The organism is Halomonas sp. (assembly GCF_033549285.1).
Taxonomy (GTDB): domain Bacteria; phylum Pseudomonadota; class Gammaproteobacteria; order Pseudomonadales; family Halomonadaceae; genus Halomonas.
The window spans coordinates 1-20,659 of the sequence record NZ_JAWSUJ010000076.1 but is presented as its reverse complement, the minus strand read 5'-3'; the positions used below and the strand labels follow the sequence as shown (position 1 = coordinate 20,659).

Annotated in this window: 14 protein-coding genes; 3 read left to right on the top strand and 11 right to left on the bottom strand. The window is 69.1% G+C overall.

What is annotated here, in order from left to right; translation table 11 throughout:
- Positions 1-161: 161 nt before the first annotated feature.
- The 9 genes from SCI24_RS15505 to pilM form a co-directional block, all read right to left on the bottom strand.
- Positions 162-1,583 (bottom strand): FAD-dependent oxidoreductase, encoded by a 1,422-nt coding sequence (locus SCI24_RS15505; RefSeq protein ID WP_318726234.1) that lies wholly within the window; start codon positions 1,581-1,583, stop codon positions 162-164.
- A 72-nt stretch (positions 1,584-1,655) separates the two neighbouring features.
- Positions 1,656-6,104, bottom strand: a complete 4,449-nt coding sequence (gene gltB / locus SCI24_RS15500; RefSeq protein ID WP_318726233.1) for a glutamate synthase large subunit — start codon at positions 6,102-6,104, stop codon at positions 1,656-1,658.
- Positions 6,105-6,545: 441 nt separating this feature from the next.
- Positions 6,546-7,652 (bottom strand): 3-dehydroquinate synthase, encoded by a 1,107-nt coding sequence (gene aroB, locus SCI24_RS15495; RefSeq protein WP_318726232.1) that lies wholly within the window; start codon positions 7,650-7,652, stop codon positions 6,546-6,548.
- A 4-nt stretch (positions 7,653-7,656) separates the two neighbouring features.
- Complete coding sequence (gene aroK, locus SCI24_RS15490) at positions 7,657-8,199, bottom strand: shikimate kinase AroK (protein WP_318726231.1); 543 nt, start codon at positions 8,197-8,199, stop codon at positions 7,657-7,659.
- On the bottom strand, positions 8,199-10,268 hold the full coding sequence (gene pilQ, locus SCI24_RS15485) for a type IV pilus secretin PilQ (protein ID WP_318726230.1): 2,070 nt from the start codon (positions 10,266-10,268) through the stop codon (positions 8,199-8,201). Before pilQ ends, aroK begins: the two co-directional genes overlap by 1 nt.
- A 60-nt stretch (positions 10,269-10,328) precedes the next feature.
- Positions 10,329-10,859, bottom strand: coding sequence for a pilus assembly protein PilP (locus SCI24_RS15480; protein WP_318726229.1), 531 nt, complete (start codon positions 10,857-10,859; stop codon positions 10,329-10,331).
- On the bottom strand, positions 10,856-11,488 hold the full coding sequence (locus SCI24_RS15475) for a type 4a pilus biogenesis protein PilO (RefSeq protein WP_318726228.1): 633 nt from the start codon (positions 11,486-11,488) through the stop codon (positions 10,856-10,858). Before SCI24_RS15475 ends, SCI24_RS15480 begins: the two co-directional genes overlap by 4 nt.
- Complete coding sequence (locus SCI24_RS15470) at positions 11,485-12,045, bottom strand: PilN domain-containing protein (protein WP_318726227.1); 561 nt, start codon at positions 12,043-12,045, stop codon at positions 11,485-11,487. Before SCI24_RS15470 ends, SCI24_RS15475 begins: the two co-directional genes overlap by 4 nt.
- Positions 12,042-13,103: a type IV pilus assembly protein PilM gene (pilM, locus tag SCI24_RS15465; RefSeq protein ID WP_318726226.1), complete on the bottom strand. Its 1,062-nt coding sequence runs from the start codon at positions 13,101-13,103 to the stop codon at positions 12,042-12,044. The genes SCI24_RS15470 and pilM overlap by 4 nt, the downstream gene beginning before the upstream one ends.
- 265 nt (positions 13,104-13,368) lie before the next feature.
- On the opposite strand from pilM, the gene SCI24_RS15460 reads away from it, so the two are divergent.
- Together SCI24_RS15460 and SCI24_RS15455 are read left to right on the top strand one after the other, a co-directional pair.
- Positions 13,369-15,897: a penicillin-binding protein 1A gene (locus SCI24_RS15460; protein WP_318726225.1), complete on the top strand. Its 2,529-nt coding sequence runs from the start codon at positions 13,369-13,371 to the stop codon at positions 15,895-15,897.
- A gap of 135 nt (positions 15,898-16,032) precedes the next feature.
- Positions 16,033-16,770, top strand: coding sequence for a DUF481 domain-containing protein (locus SCI24_RS15455; protein WP_318726224.1), 738 nt, complete (start codon positions 16,033-16,035; stop codon positions 16,768-16,770).
- A gap of 72 nt (positions 16,771-16,842) precedes the next feature.
- On the opposite strand, the gene SCI24_RS15450 is transcribed toward SCI24_RS15455, so the two are convergent.
- Together SCI24_RS15450 and rpmE are read right to left on the bottom strand one after the other, a co-directional pair.
- Entirely contained in the window at positions 16,843-18,114 is a 1,272-nt protein-coding gene (locus tag SCI24_RS15450) for a malic enzyme-like NAD(P)-binding protein (RefSeq protein WP_318726223.1), read from the bottom strand.
- A 262-nt stretch (positions 18,115-18,376) separates the two neighbouring features.
- Positions 18,377-18,589 carry a 50S ribosomal protein L31 gene (gene rpmE / locus SCI24_RS15445; RefSeq protein WP_040185115.1) on the bottom strand — a complete coding sequence of 71 codons (213 nt, stop codon included), beginning with the start codon at positions 18,587-18,589 and terminating at the stop codon, positions 18,377-18,379.
- 159 nt (positions 18,590-18,748) lie between these two features.
- Between rpmE and SCI24_RS15440 the strand changes: the two genes are divergently transcribed.
- Positions 18,749-20,659 (top strand): primosomal protein N' (locus SCI24_RS15440; RefSeq protein WP_318726222.1); only part of this gene is annotated, 1,911 nt, incomplete at its 3' end.

The window sequence follows — 20,659 nt, the reverse complement described above, 5'->3', positions numbered from 1 at the left end:
GGCCAAGCGGCCAAGCGGCCAAGCGGCCAAGCGGCCAAGCGGAGGTTCGAGTCAAAAGTGGAAAGTAGCAAGAGCCACATCGCCTCTTGCTACTTTTGACTTGCCACTTTTACTGGCAGCTAGCCACGCCCCTTGGCGGCTCGGCGCTTGTGGCTCGGCGCTTACACTCCCAGATAGTCGAGGATGCCCTCGCCGGCCTGGCGGCCCTCGTAGATGGCGGTGACCACCAGGTCGGAGCCGCGCACCATGTCGCCGCCGGCGAAGATCTTCTCGTTGGTGGTCTGGAAGGCATGGGCGCCTCCCTCCTCCGGCGCCTTGACCCGGCCACGCTCGTCGAGCTCGATGCCCACGGTCTCGAACCAGGGCGCCGGGCTCGGCTGGAAGCCGAAGGCCACCACCACCGCGTCGGCGGGGATGATCTCCTCGGAGCCGGGCACCACTTCCGGACGCTGCCGGCCGTTCTCGTCGGGCTCGCCCAGGCGGGTGCGCACCACCTTGACGCCCTCGACCTTGCCCTCGCCGACCACCGCCACCGGCTGGCGGTTGAACAGGAACTCCACCCCCTCCTCGCGGGCATTGGCCACCTCGCGCTTGGAGCCGGGCATGTTCTCCTCGTCACGGCGATAGGCGCAGGTCACGCTGGTGGCGCCCTGGCGGATCGCCGTGCGGTTGCAGTCCATGGCGGTATCGCCGCCGCCCAGCACCACCACGCGCTGGCCCTTCAGCGAGGTGAACTCCCTGGGGTCCTTCTCGAAGCCCAGGCAGTGATTGACGTTGGCGATCAGGTAGTCGAGGGCCTTGTGCACGCCGGGCAGGTCCTCGCCGGGGAAACCGCCCTCCATGTACTTGTAGGTGCCCATGCCCAGGAAGACGGCATCGTACTCCTCGAGCAGGCGATCGAATTCGACGTCCTTGCCCACCTCGACGCCGAGGCGGAACTCCATGCCCATCTCCTCGAACACCGCGCGCCGGCGCTCCATCACCGTCTTGTCGAGCTTGAACTCGGGGATGCCGAAGGTCAGCAGCCCGCCGATCTCCGGATACTTGTCGAACACCACCGGCTTGACGCCATTGCGCACCAGGATGTCGGCGCAGCCCAGTCCCGCGGGGCCGGCACCGATCACCGCCACCTTGCGGCCGGTCTGGGTGACGCGGGAGAGGTCCGGACGCCAGCCCATGGCGAAGGCGGTGTCGGTGATGTACTTCTCCACCGAGCCGATGGTCACCGCGCCGAAGCCGTCGTTGAGGGTACAGTCGCCCTCGCAGAGCCGGTCCTGGGGGCAGACCCGCCCGCACACCTCGGGCAGCGAGTTGGTCTTGTGACACAGCTCCACGGCCTCGAGGATGTTGCCCTCGCTGACCAGCTGCAGCCAGTTGGGGATGTAGTTGTGCACCGGGCACTTCCACTCGCAGTAGGGATTGCCGCAATGCAGGCAGCGATGCGCCTGGCTGGCCGCCTCCTGGGGCTTGAAGGGCTCGTAGATCTCGGCGAACTCCCGCGCGCGGGTGCGGGCGTCCTTTTTCTGCGGGTCCTGGCGACCCACGTCGATGAACTGGAAGTCGTTGCTCAAGCGGTTAGCCATGGTCTCTTCTCCTCGTCTCTGCGTGGCGATATCGTCGTCTCGAAAGTCACTTATTCCGGCCGACTCCGGCCCTTATTCTGGCCGACGCCGAGATTCGGCGAGCAGGCTGCCCAGGCTCGCGGCCTTGGGCTTCACCAGCCAGAAGTGACGGACGAAGTCGCTGAAGTCCTCGAGGATGGCGCGACCGCGCACGGAGTCGGTCTCGGCCACGTACTCCTCGATGATCTCCCGCAGATGACGCCGATGGGCCTCCATGACCTCGGTGTTCACCCGGTGGATCTCCACCAGTTCATGGTTGTACTTGTCGACGAAGGTGCGGTCCTCGTCGAGCACGTAGGCGAAGCCGCCGGTCATGCCCGCCCCGAAGTTGACGCCCACCTCGCCGAGCACGCAGACCAGGCCGCCGGTCATGTACTCGCAGCAGTGGTCGCCGGCGCCCTCGATCACCGCATGGGCACCGGAGTTGCGCACCCCGAAGCGCTCGCCGGCGGTACCCGCGGCGAACAGCTTGCCGCCGGTGGCGCCGTACAGGCAGGTGTTGCCGACGATGGCCGTGCGGTGGCTCTCGAAGGCGCTGCCGGCGGGCGGCACGATCACCACCTTGCCACCGTTCATCCCCTTGCCGACATAGTCGTTGGCATCGCCCTCCAGGTAGAGGTTGAGGCCGCGGGCGTTCCAGACACCGAAGCTCTGGCCGGCCACGCCGGTGAAGCGCGCGGTGACCGGCGCATCCTCGAGGCCCGCCTCGCCGTAGCGCTTGGCGATGGCACCGGAGGTCAGTGCCCCGACGCTGCGGTCGCAGTTGGTGATGGCGAAATCGAACTCGCCGCCGGACTTCGCCTCGATGGCATCCGCGAGGGCCTCGAGCACCTCCTGGTTCTTGGCCCCCGGGTCATGGGGGACGTTGCGGCTGACCGCACAGAACTGCGGCGCGTCTTGCGGCACGAAGTCGTTGCCCAGCAGTCCCGACAGGTCGAGCTTGCGCTGGGAGGCGGTGACGCCCTCCAGCACCTCCAGCAGGTCGGTGCGGCCGATCAGGTCGGTGAGCTTGCGCACGCCGAGCAGGGCCATCAGCTCGCGCACCTCCTCGGCAATGAAGCGGAAGTAGTGCTTGACCATGTCCACGGTGCCGCGGAAGTGCTCGTCGCGCAGGTACTGCATCTGGGTGGCCACGCCGGTGGCGCAGTTGTTGAGGTGGCAGATGCGCAGGTACTTGCAGCCCAGCGCCACCATGGGCGCGGTGCCGAAGCCGAAGCTCTCGGCGCCGAGGATCGCCGCCTTGACCACGTCGAGGCCGGTCTTCAGGCCGCCATCGGTCTGCAGGCGGATCTTGTCGCGCAGCCCGTTGATGCGCAGTGCCTGGTGCACCTCGGGCAGGCCCAGCTCCCAGGGGCTGCCGGCGTGCTTGATCGAGGTCAGCGGGCTCGCCGCGGTGCCGCCGTCGTAGCCGGAGACGGTGATCAGGTCGGCGTAGGCCTTGGCCACGCCGGTGGCGATGGTGCCGATGCCGGGCTCGGAAACCAGCTTCACCGAGACCTGGGCATCGGGATTGACCTGCTTGAGGTCGAAGATCAGCTGCGCCAGGTCCTCGATGGAGTAGATGTCGTGGTGCGGCGGCGGCGAGATCAGGGTCACACCGGGCACCGAGTAGCGCAGCCGGGCGATCAGCTCGTTGACCTTGCCGCCGGGCAGCTGCCCGCCCTCGCCGGGCTTGGCGCCCTGGGCCACCTTGATCTGCAGCACCTCGGCATTGACCAGGTAGGCCGGCGTGACGCCGAAGCGCCCGGAGGCGATCTGCTTGATCTTGGAGGAGCGGATGGTGCCGTAGCGGGCCGGGTCCTCGCCCCCCTCGCCGGAGTTGGAGCGCCCGCCGGCCTCGTTCATGGCCTGGGCCAGCGCCTCGTGGGCCTCGGGCGACAGGGCGCCGAGGCTCATGCCGGCGCTGTCGAAGCGCGGCAGCAGGTCCTCGACCGCCTCGACCTCCTCCATCGGCAGCGGCTCGGCGGCGGGCCGGAGCTTCAAGAGGTCACGCAGGGTGGCCGGGGAGCGCTCGTTGACCAGCCGCGCAAACTTCTTCCACTTGGCGTAGTCGCCCTCCTGGACCGCCTCCTGCAGCGCCATGACCACATCGGGGTTGTAGGCGTGGTACTCGTGGCCATGGACGTACTTCATCAGGCCACCCTGGGAAACCCCCTTGCGCGGCGTCCAGGCCTCGCGCCCCAGCAGCTCCTGCTGCAGCTGCAGCTCGCTGAAGCCGGTGCCCTCGATGCGTGAGGCCATGCCGGTGAAGCACAGCTCGACCACCTCCGAGGAGAGGCCCACCGCCTCGAACAGCTGGGAGCCACGGTAGGAGGCGAGCGTCGAGATGCCCATCTTGGAGAGGATCTTGAACAGCCCCTTCTGCAGGCCCTTGCGGTAGTTCTCCCGGGCATCGGCGGGGTTGCCGACCAGCTCGCCGGTGTGGTGCATGTCGGCCATGACCTGGTAGGCCAGCCACGGGAAGACCGCGGTGGCGCCGACGCCGAACAGCACCGCCATCTGGTGGGCATCGCGGGCATAGCCGGTCTCCACCACGATGTTGCAGCGCGGGCGCAGGGCCAGGCGGCCCAGGTGGTGGTGCACCGCGCCCACGGCCAGCGCCGCATGGATGGGCACCAGTCCCTTGCCCAGCTCGGCGTCGGAGAGCACCAGGATCACCTTGCCGTCGTTGACCGCCTCCTCGGCCTGGCGGCAGAGCTCATGGATCGCGCCCTTGAGGCCGATCTCCTCGGGATCGTAGCCAAGCGTGAAGGTGTGGCTGGCGAAGGCCGGGTCGTCCTGGTTCACCAGGGCGGCGAACTTGCGTGGCGAGAGGATCGGCGTGGTCAGGATGATGCGATGGGCGTGCTCGGGGGTCGCCTTGAAGACGTTGAGCTCGGCCCCGATGCAGGTCTCCAGCGACATCACGATCGCCTCGCGCAGCGGGTCGATGGCCGGGTTGGTGACCTGGGCGAACTTCTGGCGGAAGTAGTCGGTGAGCAGCCGCTGCTTGCCGGAGAGCACCGCCATGGGCGTGTCGTCGCCCATGGAGCCCACGGCCTCCTGGCCGCTCTCGGCCAGCGGGCGCAGCACCTGGTCGCGCTCCTCGAAGCTGACCTGGAACATCTTCTGCTGGGTGAGCAGCGCCTCGGGGTCCATGTTCTGGAAGCTGGCGAGTTCGGTCAGCGCCGACTCCAGGTACTGGGCCTCCTGCTTCAGCCAGCGCTTGTAGGGATAGGCGGACTTGAGGCGCTCGTCGATGTCCGAGGTATGCAGCACCTCGCCGGTCTCGGTATCCACGGCCAGTATCTGGCCCGGGCCGACACGCCCCTTGGCCACCACGTCCTCGGGCTTGTAGCCGTAGGTACCGATCTCCGAGGCCAGGGTGATGTAGCCGTTCCTGGTGATCACCCAGCGGGCCGGGCGCAGCCCGTTGCGGTCGAGCATGCAGACCGCCTGGCGACCATCGGTCATCACCACCCCGGCGGGGCCGTCCCAGGGCTCCATGTGCATGGAGTTGTATTCGTAGAAGGCGCGCAGGTCGCCGTCCATCAACTCCACGTTCTGCCAGGCCGGCGGCACCATCATGCGCACCGCCCGATGCAGCTCCATGCCCCCGGTGAGCAGCACCTCGAGCATGTTGTCCATGCTCGAGGAGTCCGACCCGGAGGTGTTGACGATCTCGTCGAGCCCGGCGATGTCCGGCAGCCGCTCGTTGACGAAGTTCTCCTTGCGCGAGTTGGCCCAGCCCCGGTTGGCCTCCACGGTGTTGATCTCGCCGTTGTGGGCCAGCAGGCGGAACGGCTGGGCCAGCGGCCAGCGCGGCGCGGTGTTGGTGGAGAAGCGCTGGTGGAAGACGCAGATCGAGGTCTCCAGGCGCTCGTCGCCCAGGTCGGGATAGAAGGCCGGCAGGTCCACCGGCATCATCAGCCCCTTGTAGGAGACCACCTCGCGGGACAGCGAGCAGACATAGAAGTCCTCGTCGTCGCGCAACTTCTCCTCGGCGCGGCGCCGGGCCATGAACAGGTCCACATCGAAGTGGCCGGCCTCGTCGTCGCCCGGCTCGACGAACAGCTGGCGGATCCGCGGCAGGCAATCGAGCGCCATGGGCCCGCAGACGCTGGCATCCACCGGCACGTCGCGCCAGCCGGCCACCCGCAGGCCACGCGCCTCGAGTTCGGCGACCAGGGTCTCGCGCCCGCGAGCCTCGCGGGCGTCATCGTCGGGCAGGAATACCACGCCCACCGCGTAGTGCTCGCCCAGGGCGACGCCCAGCGCCTCGCGGGCCGCCTCGCGCATGAAGGCATCCGGCATCTGGAGCAGCAGGCCGCAGCCATCGCCGGTCTTGCCGTCGGCCGCGATGCCGCCACGGTGGGTCATGCAGGTCAGGGACTCGATGGCCGTCTTGAGCAGGTCGTGACTGGCCTGGCCCTCCATATGGGCGATCAGGCCGAACCCGCAGTTGTCGCGGAACTCGCCGGGCTGATGAAGACCTCTGTTCATGGGCGTGCCTCGGGTTGAAGGGTTTTTTTGGCAGTCATTACATGCTATTTTTAGCGGTTTTTCTTTTTTCATGCTGCCCCCGAAGCGGGTGCACGACTGCTCGGCAAAAGGCCGACCAGCATAGCCAGAGCCAGCCCTACTGCGCAATATTGCGCCCCGGGCACGCCCCGTAAAACCATCGGCAAATCCGCGACTTGCACCAACAATAATCCAAAAAAACCCGCCAACTCAATGGCTTGCAGGACCCAACAACGCCCCTTCAACGCACCGAAATACGCATTAGACTTTGGTCTATAATAGCGTCATCTCCCCATGCCGATACGGCATAAGCCATGCAGATACTTGAGAACGAAGCCGCCGACCACCCTCTCCTCCCTCCTCCAGACATGACGACGCCCGCACGGGGGGCGGGCGTCGGTGGGCACGGGGGATGAGGCAGGTCTAGCGGCGCGGGAACGCCTCGAGCAGGGCAGCCAGGGTCTCGGGCGGCGTCGCGTCATGGATGCAGGCCTCGCCCAGGGTGCGCAGCAGGATCAGGCGCAGGCGGCTGTCGAGGTTCTTCTTGTCGAGGCGCATGATGGCGAGGAACTCCTCCACGCCCATGTCGGCCGGGGCGGCCAGGGGCAGGCCCGCGGCCTCGATGATCGCCCGGGTACGCGCCACCTCCGCGTCGCTCAGCCAGCCCAGCCGCCGGGAGAGCTCGACGGCCATCAGCATGCCGGTGCCCACGGCCTCGCCGTGCAGCCAGTTGCCGTAGCCCTGGTGAGCCTCGATGGCGTGGCCGAAGGTATGGCCCAGGTTGAGCAGCGCCCTCACCCCCTGCTCGGTCTCGTCCTCGGCGACGATCTCGGCCTTGAGCGCACAGCTGCGCTCGATGGCCCGAGTCAGGGCGGCGGCGTCGAGGCCGCGCAGCGCCTCCATCTCCGCTTCCAGCCAGGCCAGGAAGTCGGCATCGCGGATCAGGCCGTACTTGATCACCTCGGCAAGCCCCGCGGAGAGCTCCCGCGGCGGCAGCGTCGCCAGGGTGTCGGTATCCACCAGCACCGCCCGCGGCTGCCAGAAGGCGCCGATCATGTTCTTGCCCCGCGGGTGGTTGACCCCCGTCTTGCCACCCACCGAGGAGTCGACCTGGGCGAGCAGCGTGGTCGGCACCTGCACGAAGGCCACGCCGCGCTGGTAGCAGGCCGCGGCGAAGCCGACCATGTCGCCGACCACCCCGCCGCCCAGGGCGACGAGGGTGCAGCGACGGTTGAAGCCGGCCGCCAGCAGGGCATCCCAGATCCGCTCGACGCTGGCCAGCGTCTTGGTGGCCTCGCCGTCCGGCAGTACCAGTTCGCGCACGTCGAGGTCGTCGCCGAGCCCCTGCCGGAGGCGTGGCAGATAGAGCGGCGCCACCGTCTCGTTGGTCACCACCATGACCTGGCGCCCGGCCAGGTGGGGAGCCAACCAGCGAGGATCGCCCAGCAGCCCGGGGCCGATGTGAATGGGGTAGCTGCGGCTGCCCAGCGCCACCTCGAGGGTGGAAGGGGTATTGCGGGAGTCGCTCATGGCGTCAGGCCTTGCATTGCAGGGGATCGACCAGGCGCGTGACGCGCCGCACGATCTCGTTGACCACGGCCCGCGGGCCGCGCCGGTCGGTTCGCACCACCACATCGGCGGTGGCGCGGTAGAGGGGGTCACGCAACGCGAACATCTCGCGCAGCAGCTGCTCGCGGTCGCCGCGCTGCAGCAGCGGGCGGTTGCGGTCCTTGGCGGTGCGCCTGAGCTGCTGCTCCACGGTGGTGAGCAGGTAGACGACGGTGCCGCTCTCGCGCAGCACCCGACGGTTCTCCTCGCGCAGCACGGCGCCGCCACCGGTGGCGATGACCACGCCCTCGTGGCGGGTCAGCTCGCGGATCATCTGGGTCTCGCGGTCGCGGAAGCCCGCCTCGCCCTCGACGTCGAAGATCCACGGGATGTCGGCGCCGCAGCGCGCCTGGATCTCGTGGTCGCTGTCATAGAAATCGCGTGACAGTTCGGCCGCCAGAAGGCGGCCGATGGTGCTCTTGCCGGCCCCCATGGGGCCGATCAGTATCAGGTTGGGAAGTGCCTGCATCAGCGAATGGCCAGGTTGTCGTCCAGTATTCGGGGCGTGATGAATACCAGCAACTCTACCTTATCATTGGTGTTCTCGGTATAGCGGAAGAGGTTGCCCAGCACCGGCAGGTCGCCCAGGAAGGGAGTCTTGAACAGGCTGCGCACCTCCTCGGTAGTGAGGATGCCACCCAGCACCACGGTCTCGCCGTTGTCTACCAGCACCTGGGTCTCGATCTCGTTGGTGTCGATGGAGGGCACGCCGTTGAAGAGCTCCCCCACCGTGTCGTTGTTGATCACCAGGTCCATGATGATGCGGTTGTCCGGGGTGATCTGCGGGGTGACCTCCAGCGCCAGCACCGCCTCCTCGAACTCCACGTTGGTGGCACCGCTGGAGGAAGCTTCCTGGAAGGGGATCTGGGTGCCCTGCTTGATCACCGCGGTGCGTTGGTTGGCGGTGATGACCCGCGGCTGGGAGATGGTCTGGCTCTTGCCCTCGCTCTCCAGGGCGCTCAGCTCCAGGTCGAGCAGGATATCGCCGGAGAGATAGCCGAAGCTGAAGGCGGTGTTCGCCACGCCTGAGCTTCCAAAGTCGACAGCGAGGCCGCCATTGGGGGCACTCCCGTCGGCCGCGCCAGCCACATCGAACCGGCTATCACCGATGCGATCGGGCGAGGAGAGCCCCCAGTTCACCCCCAGCTCGCGGGTGGCGCTGTCGCGGGCGATGACGATGCGCGCCTCGATCTGCACCTGGCGCACGGCGATATCCAGGCGCTCCAGGGTGGCCAGGATGGCATCGATCTGGTCGGCGGTATCCTGTACCAGCAGGGTATTGGTGCGCGGGTCGACGGCCACCCGGCCGCGCTCGGTCAGCAGGCCGAAGCCGCTCTCGCCACGCAGCAGGCGGGCCATGTCATCGGCCTTGGCATACTTCACCTGGATGTACTCGGTCTCCAGCGGGGCCAGCGTCTCGAGCTGCTCGCGGGATTCCAGCTCCTGGCGCTCCAGATTGGCCAGCTCGCTGGCCGGGGCCACCACGATGACGTTGCCCTGCTGGCGACTCGCCAGGCCGTGGCTCTTGAGCACCAGGTCCAGGGCCTGGTCCCAGGGCACGTCCTGCAGGTTGAGGGTGACGCGGCCGGTCACGCTGTCGCTGGCCACCAGGTTGAGGCCGGTGAAGTCGGCGATGATCGCCAGCACCGAGCGCACCTCGATGTCCTGGAAGTTCAGGGTGATACGCTCGCCGGTGTAGGGGAACTGCTCGCGTGTGCGCTCCTCGCGTTCCGCCTGGGTGACCGGCTGGGCCTCGATGGTCAGCTGGCGACCGCTCTGGGTGGAGACCATGGCGAAGCTGCCGCTGCCCTCGATATCCAGGGTCACGCCATCGCGTCCCACCCGCGGGGTGACGCGCCGAAGCGGCGTGCCGAAGTCGCTGACGTCGTAGACCTGGTCCAGGGAGGCCGGCAGCTCGACCCCGCGCAGTTCGGCAACGATGCGGTTGCGCCCGCTCTCGCGCACCCGGGCATCCACCCCGGTGCGGTCGAAGGTCACCACCAGTCGCCCGGCCCCGCCGTCGCCGCGGCGAAAGTCGATGTCCTGGATGCTCGGCTCATCGTAGGCCGAAGCGGTGTCGCGGCTCGGGCTCGCCGGGGCGGCGGTGGTCGAGGAGGAGGCCGTGGCCGAGGCGGTCGTGGCCGCCGGCGGCTGGCCGGCCCCGCCGCCGATGGAGAGGCGCAGGCGGTCGCCCTGCTGGCGGGTGTCGTAGGGCAGGGGGCCCTCGAGCTCGAAGACCAGGCGCGTGCGCGAACCGGCCTCCAGGGCCGTGACCCGCTCGACTCCGCCGATGCCGAGCTCCTCGCGGCGACGCTCCAGGGCGCTGTCGGTCTCCATCAGGTCGATGGTCAGCCGGGCCGGGTCGTCGAGGCGATAACCGCGCACCTCGGGCACCGGGCCACGGAAGTCGAGGTCGACCTCCAACGCCCCGTCACTGCCCTGACGGAACGCCAGGTCGGTGAGGGTGGAGGCCGCCGTGGCGGCCGTGGAGACCGCCAGCAGTGCCACGATTGCGAGACCACGAATCATCGGTTGCATTGTTCCCTTCCCCCTGCTGGCCTCTGCCGCCTCCAGCCCGGCGGCATGGCGTCATGTTGTCTAGTCGTCGAGTGTCAGCCGGGTGCTGCGCTCGGTCCAGCCGCCCCGCCCGGTGGGCACGATCTCCACCAGCTGGACCGAGGCCCCGGTGATGCCGATGATGCGTCCGAAGTCGGACCCCAGGTGGTTGCCAGTGCGCAGGCGGTGCACCTGACCATCCGGCGACTGGATCAGTGCCGAGGGCTGGCCGCCCACCGTGAGGGTGCCCACCAGCTCGAGCTGGCTCAGGTCATAGGCCTCCAGCGGCTCCTTGGGGCGCGACTCGTCCGGCGCCAGGTCGCTGTCGGCCCCGCCGCCGGGCAGCTCCTCGGGCTCCGGCAGCCGCGCCTGGAAGGGGCTGCGCTCGTCGGCGAAGTCGTAGTCCACCGAGGTGTAGGTCGGCATGGGCGGCACCGGCTCCAGGTCCACCTGGCCGGGGTCGACCCGCATCGCCTCCAGCTCCCGCTCGAGGCCGGGCAGGTCCGCGTCGCGACAGGCGCCCAGGGTAAGCAGCAGTGCCACCAGGGCGCCTCTGGTCAGCCAGCGAGTCATGGCGTTCCCTCCTCGGCGGTGGCCTGGGGCGGGCGGTAGCTGTAGGTCTTGGCCAGCATCGAGAGCTGCAGGCGGTTGCCCCCGTCGCTAGGCGCCAGGCTGAAGTCGTGCTGGGTGACGATGCGTGGCAGGTCGGCGACGCCGGCGATGAAGGAGGCGATGCGGTGGTAGTCGCCTCTCACTCGGATATCGAAGGGACGCTCGGTGTAGAACTCCTGCAGGGCCGGGCTGCGCAGGCGAATGAAGTCGATGGAGAGCTGGTTGTCCAGCGCCGTCTCGCTGATGTCGTCGATCAGCGACGGGATCTCGGGGCCGCCCGGGAGCATGGCCACCAGTGCCGACAGCCGCTGGTCGAGCTCCTCGACCTGCTCGCGCAGCGCCGGGAGGTTGGCCGCCTGAGCCGACTTGCTGCGGTAGTCGCGCAGCAGGCGCTGCTCCTCGCGCTGGGCCTGCTCGAGCTCCTCGACCTTGGGCGCGGCGAGGTACCAGTACATGCCGGCGAGGGTCAGGCCCAGCACCAGCACGCAGCAGATCAGCTGCAGCAGGAAGGGCCAGCCGCCGGACTCCTTGATGTCCAGCTCCCCCCAGTCCATGTCGCGCAGTCGACGAACTTCCGTGGACAGATTCATGGCGCCTCCGTGCCTTCCCCGTCGGGCATCTGCTGGTTCACGCTGAGGTTGAAGCGACGCATCTCGCCGTCGGTGGATTCCACCTCGGAGAGCACCGGCACGTCGAAGACCGGCGAGGCCTCCAGCTGGCGCAGCTGGTCAGAGACCCGACGGTTGTCCTCGGCCAGGCCGGCGAGGCGCAGCTGGCTGCCCTGGCGGTTGAGCCCGGAGTAGTGAACGCCCTCCTCCAGGCTCGCCGCCAGCGCGTTGAAGACGTGGACCGTCTGCGGACGCCCCATCTGCAGCTGCTCGAAGACCTCGATCTGGCGCTTCAGGGAGGTGACCTGCTCCTCGTACTGGCTCACCGCGCGGATATCGCGATCCAGCTCGGCGGTGCGGGCACTGATCAGCTGATGGCGCTGCTGCTGGTCGGCCAGCCGCTGCTCGTAGTACCAGGTCATGCCGTAGCCGCCGCCGAGGCCGATCAGCGCCATCAGCGCCAGCGCCAGGTAGAAGCGTTTGCTGCGCCGGGCACGCACTTCCTCCCGCCAGGGGAGCAGGTTGATCTCGATGGTCATTTGCCTACCCTCATCGCCAGGCCGCAGGCCGTGAGCATGGCCGGGGCATCACCGGCCAGGGTCGGGACGTCGATGCGCGGGTTCACCTTCATGCGCCGGAAGGGATTGGCGATCACCACTTCCATGCCGCTCTCCTCGGCCAGGCGCTCGGCCAGCCCCGGGAGCACGCTGGTGCCGCCGGCCAGGATCATCCGCCGCACCTCCTGCTTGCGCCCGGCGGTATAGTAGAGCTGCAGCGAGCGCCCCACCTGCTGGACCAGGGTGTCGAGGAAGGGGTCGAGCACGCTGCGCTGGTAGTCATCGGGCAGGCCCCCGCGCTTCTTGGCCAGGCCCGCTTCCTCGAGGCTCAGCGCGTAGCGATTGCGGATCTCGTCGGTGAGCTGGCGGCCACCGAACACGGTGTCGCGGCTGTAGGTGACGCGTCCCTCGCGCAGCACATGGAAGGCGTTCATGGTGGCGCCGATATCCACCAGGGCCACGCACTCCTGCTCGCCCTCGTCCGCGGGCAGCTGGTGGCGAAGCTCCTGGAAAGCGCGCTCCATGGCGAAGGTCTCGACGTCCACCGCCGCCGGGGTCAGCCCGGCCTGCAGCACGGCCTCGGTCAACTGGTTGACGTCCTGCTGGCGGCAGGCGACCAGCAGCACGTCCTGCTGGTCGCCGTAGCGCGAGTTGAGCCCCAGCCGCTGGAAGTCGAAGGCGACCTCGCTGAACGGAAACGGGATGTGCTTGTCTGACTCGAGCTGGATGCGCGCCTCGATCTCGTCGTCATCGAGCGAGGCGGGCAGGGTGAGGGTCTTGGTGATGGCGGCGCTGGCCGGCACGGCCACCGCGGCATTGCGCGAGCCCGGCCGGGCATGGTCCACGGCGCGCTTCAGGGCGTCCACCACGGCCGACATGTCGCGGATCCGTCGCTCGATCACGGCGCCTTCGCGCAGGGGCCGGACGGCGTAGCTTTCGACCTGGTAGTGACTACCAGCGCGCTTGAGTTCGATGACCTTGACGGTTGCCGAGGTGATGTCGACACCGACCAGTCCCTTGCCGGATGCTCTCAGTCGCATCTTGAGTCATGCCCCTGCCTGATCCATGCGGCGTGCCGCTCATTATGATTATCCACTCCGAACCGGGGCGGAACAGATGAAACTCATCATACCCGATCCGTAATCGAAGGTTACATGATATTTCCGGATCTCACACGAATGGCGGTGTCGCCAGGCGTCAACGCTGGTGACCACCCCCTCGGCTTCCTATAATGGCCGCCGCAAGGGAAGGCCACGCTCATCGCCATCACTCCGCCCCCGTTCCCAGCATGGATACCGCGTTTTCATGAAGTTACTCAGAACCCTGGTTGTCTCCGTCCTCTGGCTGCTGGTCTCGCTCTCCGCCGCCGGGGTACTGGGCGTGGTGGGTGCCGCGCTCTACTTCGCCCCCGGCCTGCCCGATGTGCGCCAGCTGCAGGACTTCGAGCTGCAGACCCCGCTGCGCATCTTCACGCGCGACGGCAAGCTGATCGGCGAGTTCGGCGAGGAGCGCCGCACGCCGGTGGAGTATGAGGAGATCCCCCAGGCGCTCATCGGGGCCTTGCTGGCCGCCGAGGATGCCACCTACTTCGACCACCGCGGCGTCGACCCCAAGGGCCTGGCGCGTGCCGCCGTGGAGCTGGTGGCCAGCGGCGGCGACATCCAGTCCGGGGGCTCGACCATCACCATGCAGGTGGCGCGCAACTACCTGCTCACCCTGGACCGGACCTTCACCCGCAAGATCCGCGAGATCCTGCTGGCGCTGCAGATGGAGCAGATCCTCTCCAAGGAGGAGATCCTCGAGCTCTACGTCAACAAGATCTACCTGGGCAACCGCGCCTACGGCATCGCCGCCGCGGCGGAGGTCTACTACGACCGGCCGCTGGACGAGCTGACCCTGGCCGAGACGGCGATGATCGCCGGCCTGCCCAAGGCACCCTCCGCCTTCAACCCGCTGGCCAACGCCGAACGGGCGCTGATCCGCCGCAACTGGATCCTGTTCCGCATGCGGGAGCTGGAGATCATCGACCAGGCGGCCTACGAGGAAGCCGTGCAGGCTCCGGTCACTGCGCAGCGTCACCTCGCCCAACTGGAGGTGGAGGCCGATTACGTCGCCGAGATGGCCCGGCAGTTCGCCGTGGAGCGCTACGGCGACCGGGCCTACACCGGCGGGTATCGCATCCATACCACCCTGGACAGCGAGCTGCAGCCGCTGGCGGGCCAGGCCCTGGCCGGCGGCCTGATCACCTATGACACCCGGCACGGATGGCGCGGGCCCGAACAGACCGACATCCCGCGCAGCCTGGCCGAGGCCCAGGAGCAGACCGGACGCGAGGGCCTGGAGGAGGAACTCGCCGAGTCGCCCGAGATCATGCAGACCGCCCGGCGCGCCGCCGAGCGCAGCCAGACCGAGGTCGAGGGCATCGAGGGCGACGTCAGCAACTGGCTGCAGGTGCTCGAGCGCACCCCGGCCTATGGCCCCCTGCAGCCGGCCATCGTGGTGGAGAGCGAGGGTCGCGAGATGCGGGTACTGGCCCGCGGCGGCGAGCTGCACACCCTCGACTGGGCCGGCCTGGAGTGGGCGCGCCCCTATCGCAGCGCCAGGAGCCGAGGCGCGGCCCCGGGCTCGGCGAGCGAGATCGCCAGCCGCGGCGACCTGGTGCGCATCCTGCAGCGGGAGGACGGCAGCTGGCGCCTCTCACAGCGCCCCGACGCCGAGGGCTCGCTGGTGGCGATGGCCCCCGACACCGGGGCCATCCTGGCCCTGCAGGGCGGCTTCGACTTCGATGCCAGCAAGTTCAACCGCGCCACCCAGGCCCGTCGCCAGTCCGGCTCGATCTTCAAGCCCTTCATCTACCTCGCAGCGCTAAACAGCGGCGAGATGAACCCCGCCAGCGTGGTCAACGATGCCCCGGTGGTGATGCAGGACGGCAGCAACGAGCTGTGGCGCCCGGCGAACTCCAGCGGCGACTTCCTCGGCCCGACCCGGATCAGGGTGGGCCTGGCGAGGTCGCGCAACCTGGTCACCATCCGCGTGCTGCAGTCCCTGGGGCTGGATCGCACCATCGAGTTCCTCGAAGGTTTCGGCTTCGCCGGCGACCAGCTGCCGCGCGGCCTCTCCCTGGCGCTGGGCAGCGCCAGCCTCACCCCGCTGGAGATGACCAACGCCTATGCGGTGCTGGCCAACGGCGGCTTCCAGGTGTCGCCCTGGTTCATCGAGCGGGTGACCCGCGGCGATGACACCACCGTCGTCGACGAGGCCAACCCGCGCGTCGCCTGTCGCGACTGCCGCGATGGCCAGCAGACCGTCGAGCGCGACGGCGAGACCTTCGAGGTCGCCCCCCGGGTCGCCGATCCCGCCGCCGTCTATATCCTGCGCGACATGCTGCGCGACGTGGTCGAGCGCGGCACCGCGCGCAAGGCCCTGGAGCTCGGCCGCAGCGACATCGTCGGCAAGACGGGCACCACCAACGACCAGCGCGATGCCTGGTTCGCCGGCTTCAACAGCGACCTGGTGACCACCGCCTGGGTGGGCAAGGACGACAACTCCTCCACCGCCGAGTACGGCGCCCAGGCTGCCCTGCCGATCTGGATGGACTTCATGGGCCAGGCCCTGGAGGGGCAGCCCGAGCGCTGGCCCGAGCGGCCGGAGAACGTGGTCACCGAGCGAGTCGACCCCGACACCGGCCGCCTGCTGCGCGAGGGACAGGGCGGCGGCATCGAGGAGCTGTTCATGGCCGACCACCTGCCGGACTTCCAGCCGCGTCGCGTCGAGCGTGAGGTCGAGCGCGAGAGCGGCTCCCAGGGCACCGGCGCCTACGAGGCCATCTTCTAGGCCGACACCCGTAACCTGCACCGGGCGGCAGGGACGCTGCCCGGGCAGCGCACCCTCGCACGCCGCTTCGGGCAGCTACCGACATCCGGCAACCCGGGGAGAACCACCATGCCGCATCCCGCGACACTCCCTTCGATGACTCGATGGGCGGCCCTCTGCGGCCTGCTGACGATCGCCGGCGGCACCCAGGCCGGCCCCTTCTATGCCCCGCCGCCGCCCGAGGAGGATGACCAGGGCTTCGGCGGCAGCGCCGAGCTGGGCTACACCCACCTCTCGGGAAACACCGACAGCCAGACCCTGATCGGCAAGGGCCGGCTCACCTGGGTGGTCGGCGACTGGACCCATACCCTGCGCGGCGAGGTACGCAACGTCTCGCGCAACGGCGACACCAGCGCCGAGCAGTACCTGGTGGCCGGCCGCGAGCGCTACGAGCTCGACGGTCCCCACTACGTGTTCGGCTTTGCCCGCTGGGAGAAGGACCTCTTCGGCGGCTACGACCAGCAGTTCACCGCCATCGGCGGCTACGGCCGCGACCTGCTCGACGGCGAAAGGCACAGGCTCTCGCTGGAGGCGGGCCCGGGCTACCGCTATGACCGCATCGAGGGGGAGGAGAACGCCACCCTGGGCGTGGCCTACGGCGCGCTGGCCTACGAATGGGCCTTCTCCGAGACCGCCAGCCTGGAGCAGGAGCTCTCGGTGGAGGCGACCGACGACAACACCACCTCGCGCTCGCTGACCTCGCTCACCGCGCGGCTCAACGCTCACCTGGCCCTGCGGCTTTCCCACGAGACCCGGGACAACTCCCGCCCCCCGGAAGGCGCCGAGGCCCGCACCGACCACACCACCAGCGCCTCCCTCCTCTATGATTGGTAATCCCGCGCGCCACAGACGACGACGCCGGCTCGAGAGCCGGCGTCGTCGCGCAACGGGGAGAGCCTTGGGGGCTCAGCCGCCGTAGACGTCATCCACGGTCTTCAGCGGGTAATGGGACGGGTAGGGCTTGCGCGCCACCCCGGAGTCCACCGCGGCCTGGGCCACCGCCGAGGAGATCCGGTCGAGCAGGCGGATGTCCACGGGGGTGGGGATGATGTACTCCGGCCCGAAGGACATCTCGTCCATCTCGTAGGCCTCCAGCACCTCCTGCGGCACCGGCTCGCGGGCGAGGTCCTTGAGGGCGTGGACGGCGGCGACCTTCATCTCCTCGTTGATGCGCGTGGCGCGCACGTCGAGCGCCCCGCGGAAGATGAAGGGAAAGCCCAGCACGTTGTTGACCTGGTTGGGATAGTCGGAGCGGCCGGTGGCCATGATCACGTCCGGGCGCGCCTCCCGGGCCACGTCGGGGTGGATCTCCGGGTCGGGATTGGTGCAGGCGAAGACCACCGGGTTGGGGGCCATGCTGCGGATGTGGTCGGCACTCATCAGTCCCGGGCCAGAGAGGCCGACGAAGACGTCGGCGCCCTCGATGGCGTCGGCCAGGGTGCGCTTGTCGGTCTCCACGGCGAACATCGCCTTGTACTGGTTCAGGTCCTCGCGGCCGCTGTGGATCACGCCCTTGCGGTCGAGCATCACGATGTTCTCGGGATGCGCGCCACAGGAGACCAGCAGCTTCATGCAGGCGATGGCCGCGGCGCCGGCCCCCAGGCAGACGATGCGGGCGCTGTCGAGCGACTTGCCGGCGATCTCCAGGGCGTTGAGCATGCCCGCGGCGGTGACGATGGCCGTGCCGTGCTGGTCATCGTGGAACACCGGGATGCTGCACTGCTCGATCAGCGCCTGCTCGATCTCGAAGCACTCCGGGGCCTTGATGTCCTCGAGGTTGATGCCGCCCCAGGTGTCGGCGATGCGCGCCACGGTGTCGATGAAGGCCTGGGGGCTCTCGGCGTTGACCTCGATGTCCACCGAGTTGATGCCGGCGAAGCGCTTGAACAGCACCCCCTTGCCTTCCATCACCGGCTTGCTGGCCAGCGGCCCCAGGTTGCCGAGGCCGAGGATGGCGCTGCCGTCGGAAATCACTGCCACCAGGTTGCCCTTGCCGGTGTAGAGGTAGGCGTTCTCCGGGTCACTGGCGATCTCTCGAACCGGCTCCGCCACGCCCGGGCTGTAGGCCAGGGAGAGGTCCCGGGCGGTGGCGGTGGGCTTGGTGAGCTCCACCGACAGCTTTCCGGGAATGGGTTTCGCGTGGTAATCCAGCGCCGCCTTCTTCTTCGCGTCAGTCATGCTGAGAGGATCCGGTAAACAGTGGGAGGTCGGCTAGCCTATACAAAAAGCCCTGCGCGCTCAACTCGCCAGACATCCCCCCTGTTGTACGCTCGTTTGAAGACGTTGCCGGCCATTTGTCGACACTTATGGCTGACCCCGCTAGCCATAACGCTTTGCTTATCCCCGCGGCCGGCAGCGGGACAGGGGGCGCCGACGAGCGGGCATAAAGAAACCCGCCACGATGGGCGGGTTTCTCGATGGCGCGTCGTGCCGGGGCGGCTCAGCGCTTGATGGCGGCACCGAAGCGCTTGTTGAAGCGTTCGACGCGACCACCGGTGGTCGCCTGCTTCTGCTTGCCGGTGTAGAAGGGGTGGCACTGGGAGCAGACGTCCAGGGAGAAGTCGTGACCGGCGGTGGTGCCGACCTCGAAGGTGGCGCCGCAGGAACAGGTCGCGTTGACCGTCTTGTAATCCGGATGGATACCTTGTTTCATCTTGAGCCTCATGAAGCTGTATGCCGCCACCTGATCTTCTGCCAGGCACCGCATACGGGTTGTCTGTAGATGCGAACCGGTTGCCGCCACGTCCCCTTACACAGGGCCAGGGTGTCCGCAGCGGCTAAGCATTCTAGCAGAGCCGACGCCGGAGGCCAATTGCCCGATTCCCCCTGCCCGCCCGTGCCACGCGTACTGGGCGTCGCCGTGCCCTCGCCGCTGCGCCGGCTGTTCGACTACCGCCCCTGCCGCGAGTCGCCCCCCGGGGGCTGGCAGCCCGGCCTGCGGGTAAAGGTGCCCTTCGGCCGCCGGGAGGTGGTCGGCGTGTTGGTCGAGTGCCGCGACGAGAGCGAGCTGCCGCTGTCGCGCCTCAGGCCGGTGGCGGGATGCCTCGACGACGCCCCGCTGCCGGCCGACTGGCTGTGGCTGTGCCGCTTCGCCGCCCGCTACTACCAGCATGCCCTCGGCGACACCCTCCAACAGGCGATGCCGGCGTTGTTACGCCAGGGCCGGGCCCTCGAGGCCCGCACCCGCGAGCGCTGGTGCGTCACCGACGCCGGCCGCCAGGACGCCCCGCCGGGCCTGGCCCGGGCCCCCCGCCAGGCAGAGCTGCTGAGCATGCTGCGCCAGCATCCCCACGGCCTGGCCAGCCAGGCGGTCCTCGCCCAGTCGTTCAGCCGCGACCAGCTGCGCGCCCTGGCCGACAAGGGCCTGGTGGCGCGTCACGAGGAACCCCTGGCGGCCTCGCCGGCGGCCGAGGGCGACGCGGGGCTGGCCGAACCCGCCCTGCCCCTCAATCGCGAGCAGGCCGTGGCGCTGGCCGCCGTCCACGAGCGGCTCGACGGTTTCCACCCCTGCCTGCTGCATGGCGTCACCGGCAGTGGCAAGACCGAGGTCTACCTGCAGCTGATCGAGGCGGTCATCGGCCGCCAACGCCAGGCCCTGGTGCTGGTCCCCGAGATCGGCCTGACGCCCCAGACCCTCGCCCGCTTCCGCCGCCGCTTCCGGGCGCCGGTGGTCGCCCTGCACTCGGGGCTCACCGACCACGAGCGCCTCGATGCCTGGGAGGCCGCCGCCAGCGGCCGGGCGCCCATCGTGCTGGGCACCCGTTCGGCCATCTTCACCCCCCTGGCCCGCCCCGGGGTGATCATCGTCGACGAGGAGCACGACGGCTCCTACAAGCAGCAGGACGGCCTGCGCTACCATGCCCGCGACCTGGCCGTGGCCCGCGCCCATCACCACCGCATCCCGCTGCTGCTGGGCAGCGCCACGCCATCGCTGGAGTCCCTGCAGCGCGCGCTGCATGGCGACTACCGCCACCTGCGCCTGACCCGCCGGGCGAGCCGCCATGCCCCGGCCCGCCTCGAGCTCGTCGACCTGCGCGGGCGCCGTCGCCAGGGCGGGCTGATCCCGCCGGTGATCGAGACGGTGCGCGAGACCCTGGCCGCCGGCCACCAGGTGCTGGTCTTCATCAACCGACGCGGCTTCGCCCCCACCCTGGCCTGCCACGCCTGCGGCTGGATGGCCGAGTGCGACCACTGCGACGCCCGCATGACCCTGCACCGGCAGCCGCCGCTGCTGGCCTGCCACCACTGCGACCGGCGCCGCGCCCTTCCCGATGCCTGCCCCGAGTGCGGCAGCGTCGACCTGCGACCGCTGGGCAGCGGCACCGAGCGCACCGAGGAGACCCTGGCGTCGCTGTTCCCCGAGGTGCCGGTGCACCGCATCGACCGCGACAGCACCCGGCGCCGCGACGCCCTCGAGCAGATGCTGGCCGAGGTGCGCCGCGGCGCCCCCTGCCTGCTGGTGGGGACCCAGATGCTGGCCAAGGGGCACCACCTGCCCCACGTCACCCTGGTGGTGGTGGTCAATGCCGATGCCGGCCTCTATGCCAGCGACTTCCGGGCCCTGGAGCACAGCGCCCAGCTGCTCGAGCAGGTGGCGGGTCGCGCCGGCCGCGCCGCCCACCCCGGCCGGGTGCTGGTGCAGACCCTGCACACCGACGACCCGCACCTGCGCCTGCTGGCCGAGCGGGGCTACGATGCCCTCGCCGGCCAGCTGCTGGAGGAG

Excerpts from the sequence above, each read along its gene's own strand:
- SCI24_RS15505 (WP_318726234.1), bottom strand. The coding sequence starts at position 1,583 with ATGGCTAACCGCTTGAGCAACGACTTCCAGTTCATCGACGTGGGTCGC.
- gltB (WP_318726233.1), bottom strand. The coding sequence starts at position 6,104 with ATGAACAGAGGTCTTCATCAGCCCGGCGAGTTCCGCGACAACTGCGGG.
- aroB (WP_318726232.1), bottom strand. The coding sequence starts at position 7,652 with ATGAGCGACTCCCGCAATACCCCTTCCACCCTCGAGGTGGCGCTGGGC.
- aroK (WP_318726231.1), bottom strand. The coding sequence starts at position 8,199 with ATGCAGGCACTTCCCAACCTGATACTGATCGGCCCCATGGGGGCCGGC.
- pilQ (WP_318726230.1), bottom strand. The coding sequence starts at position 10,268 with ATGCAACCGATGATTCGTGGTCTCGCAATCGTGGCACTGCTGGCGGTC.
- SCI24_RS15480 (WP_318726229.1), bottom strand. The coding sequence starts at position 10,859 with ATGACTCGCTGGCTGACCAGAGGCGCCCTGGTGGCACTGCTGCTTACC.
- SCI24_RS15475 (WP_318726228.1), bottom strand. The coding sequence starts at position 11,488 with ATGAATCTGTCCACGGAAGTTCGTCGACTGCGCGACATGGACTGGGGG.
- SCI24_RS15470 (WP_318726227.1), bottom strand. The coding sequence starts at position 12,045 with ATGACCATCGAGATCAACCTGCTCCCCTGGCGGGAGGAAGTGCGTGCC.
- pilM (WP_318726226.1), bottom strand. The coding sequence starts at position 13,103 with ATGCGACTGAGAGCATCCGGCAAGGGACTGGTCGGTGTCGACATCACC.
- SCI24_RS15460 (WP_318726225.1), top strand. The coding sequence starts at position 13,369 with ATGAAGTTACTCAGAACCCTGGTTGTCTCCGTCCTCTGGCTGCTGGTC.
- SCI24_RS15455 (WP_318726224.1), top strand. The coding sequence starts at position 16,033 with ATGACTCGATGGGCGGCCCTCTGCGGCCTGCTGACGATCGCCGGCGGC.
- SCI24_RS15450 (WP_318726223.1), bottom strand. The coding sequence starts at position 18,114 with ATGACTGACGCGAAGAAGAAGGCGGCGCTGGATTACCACGCGAAACCC.
- rpmE (WP_040185115.1), bottom strand. The coding sequence starts at position 18,589 with ATGAAACAAGGTATCCATCCGGATTACAAGACGGTCAACGCGACCTGT.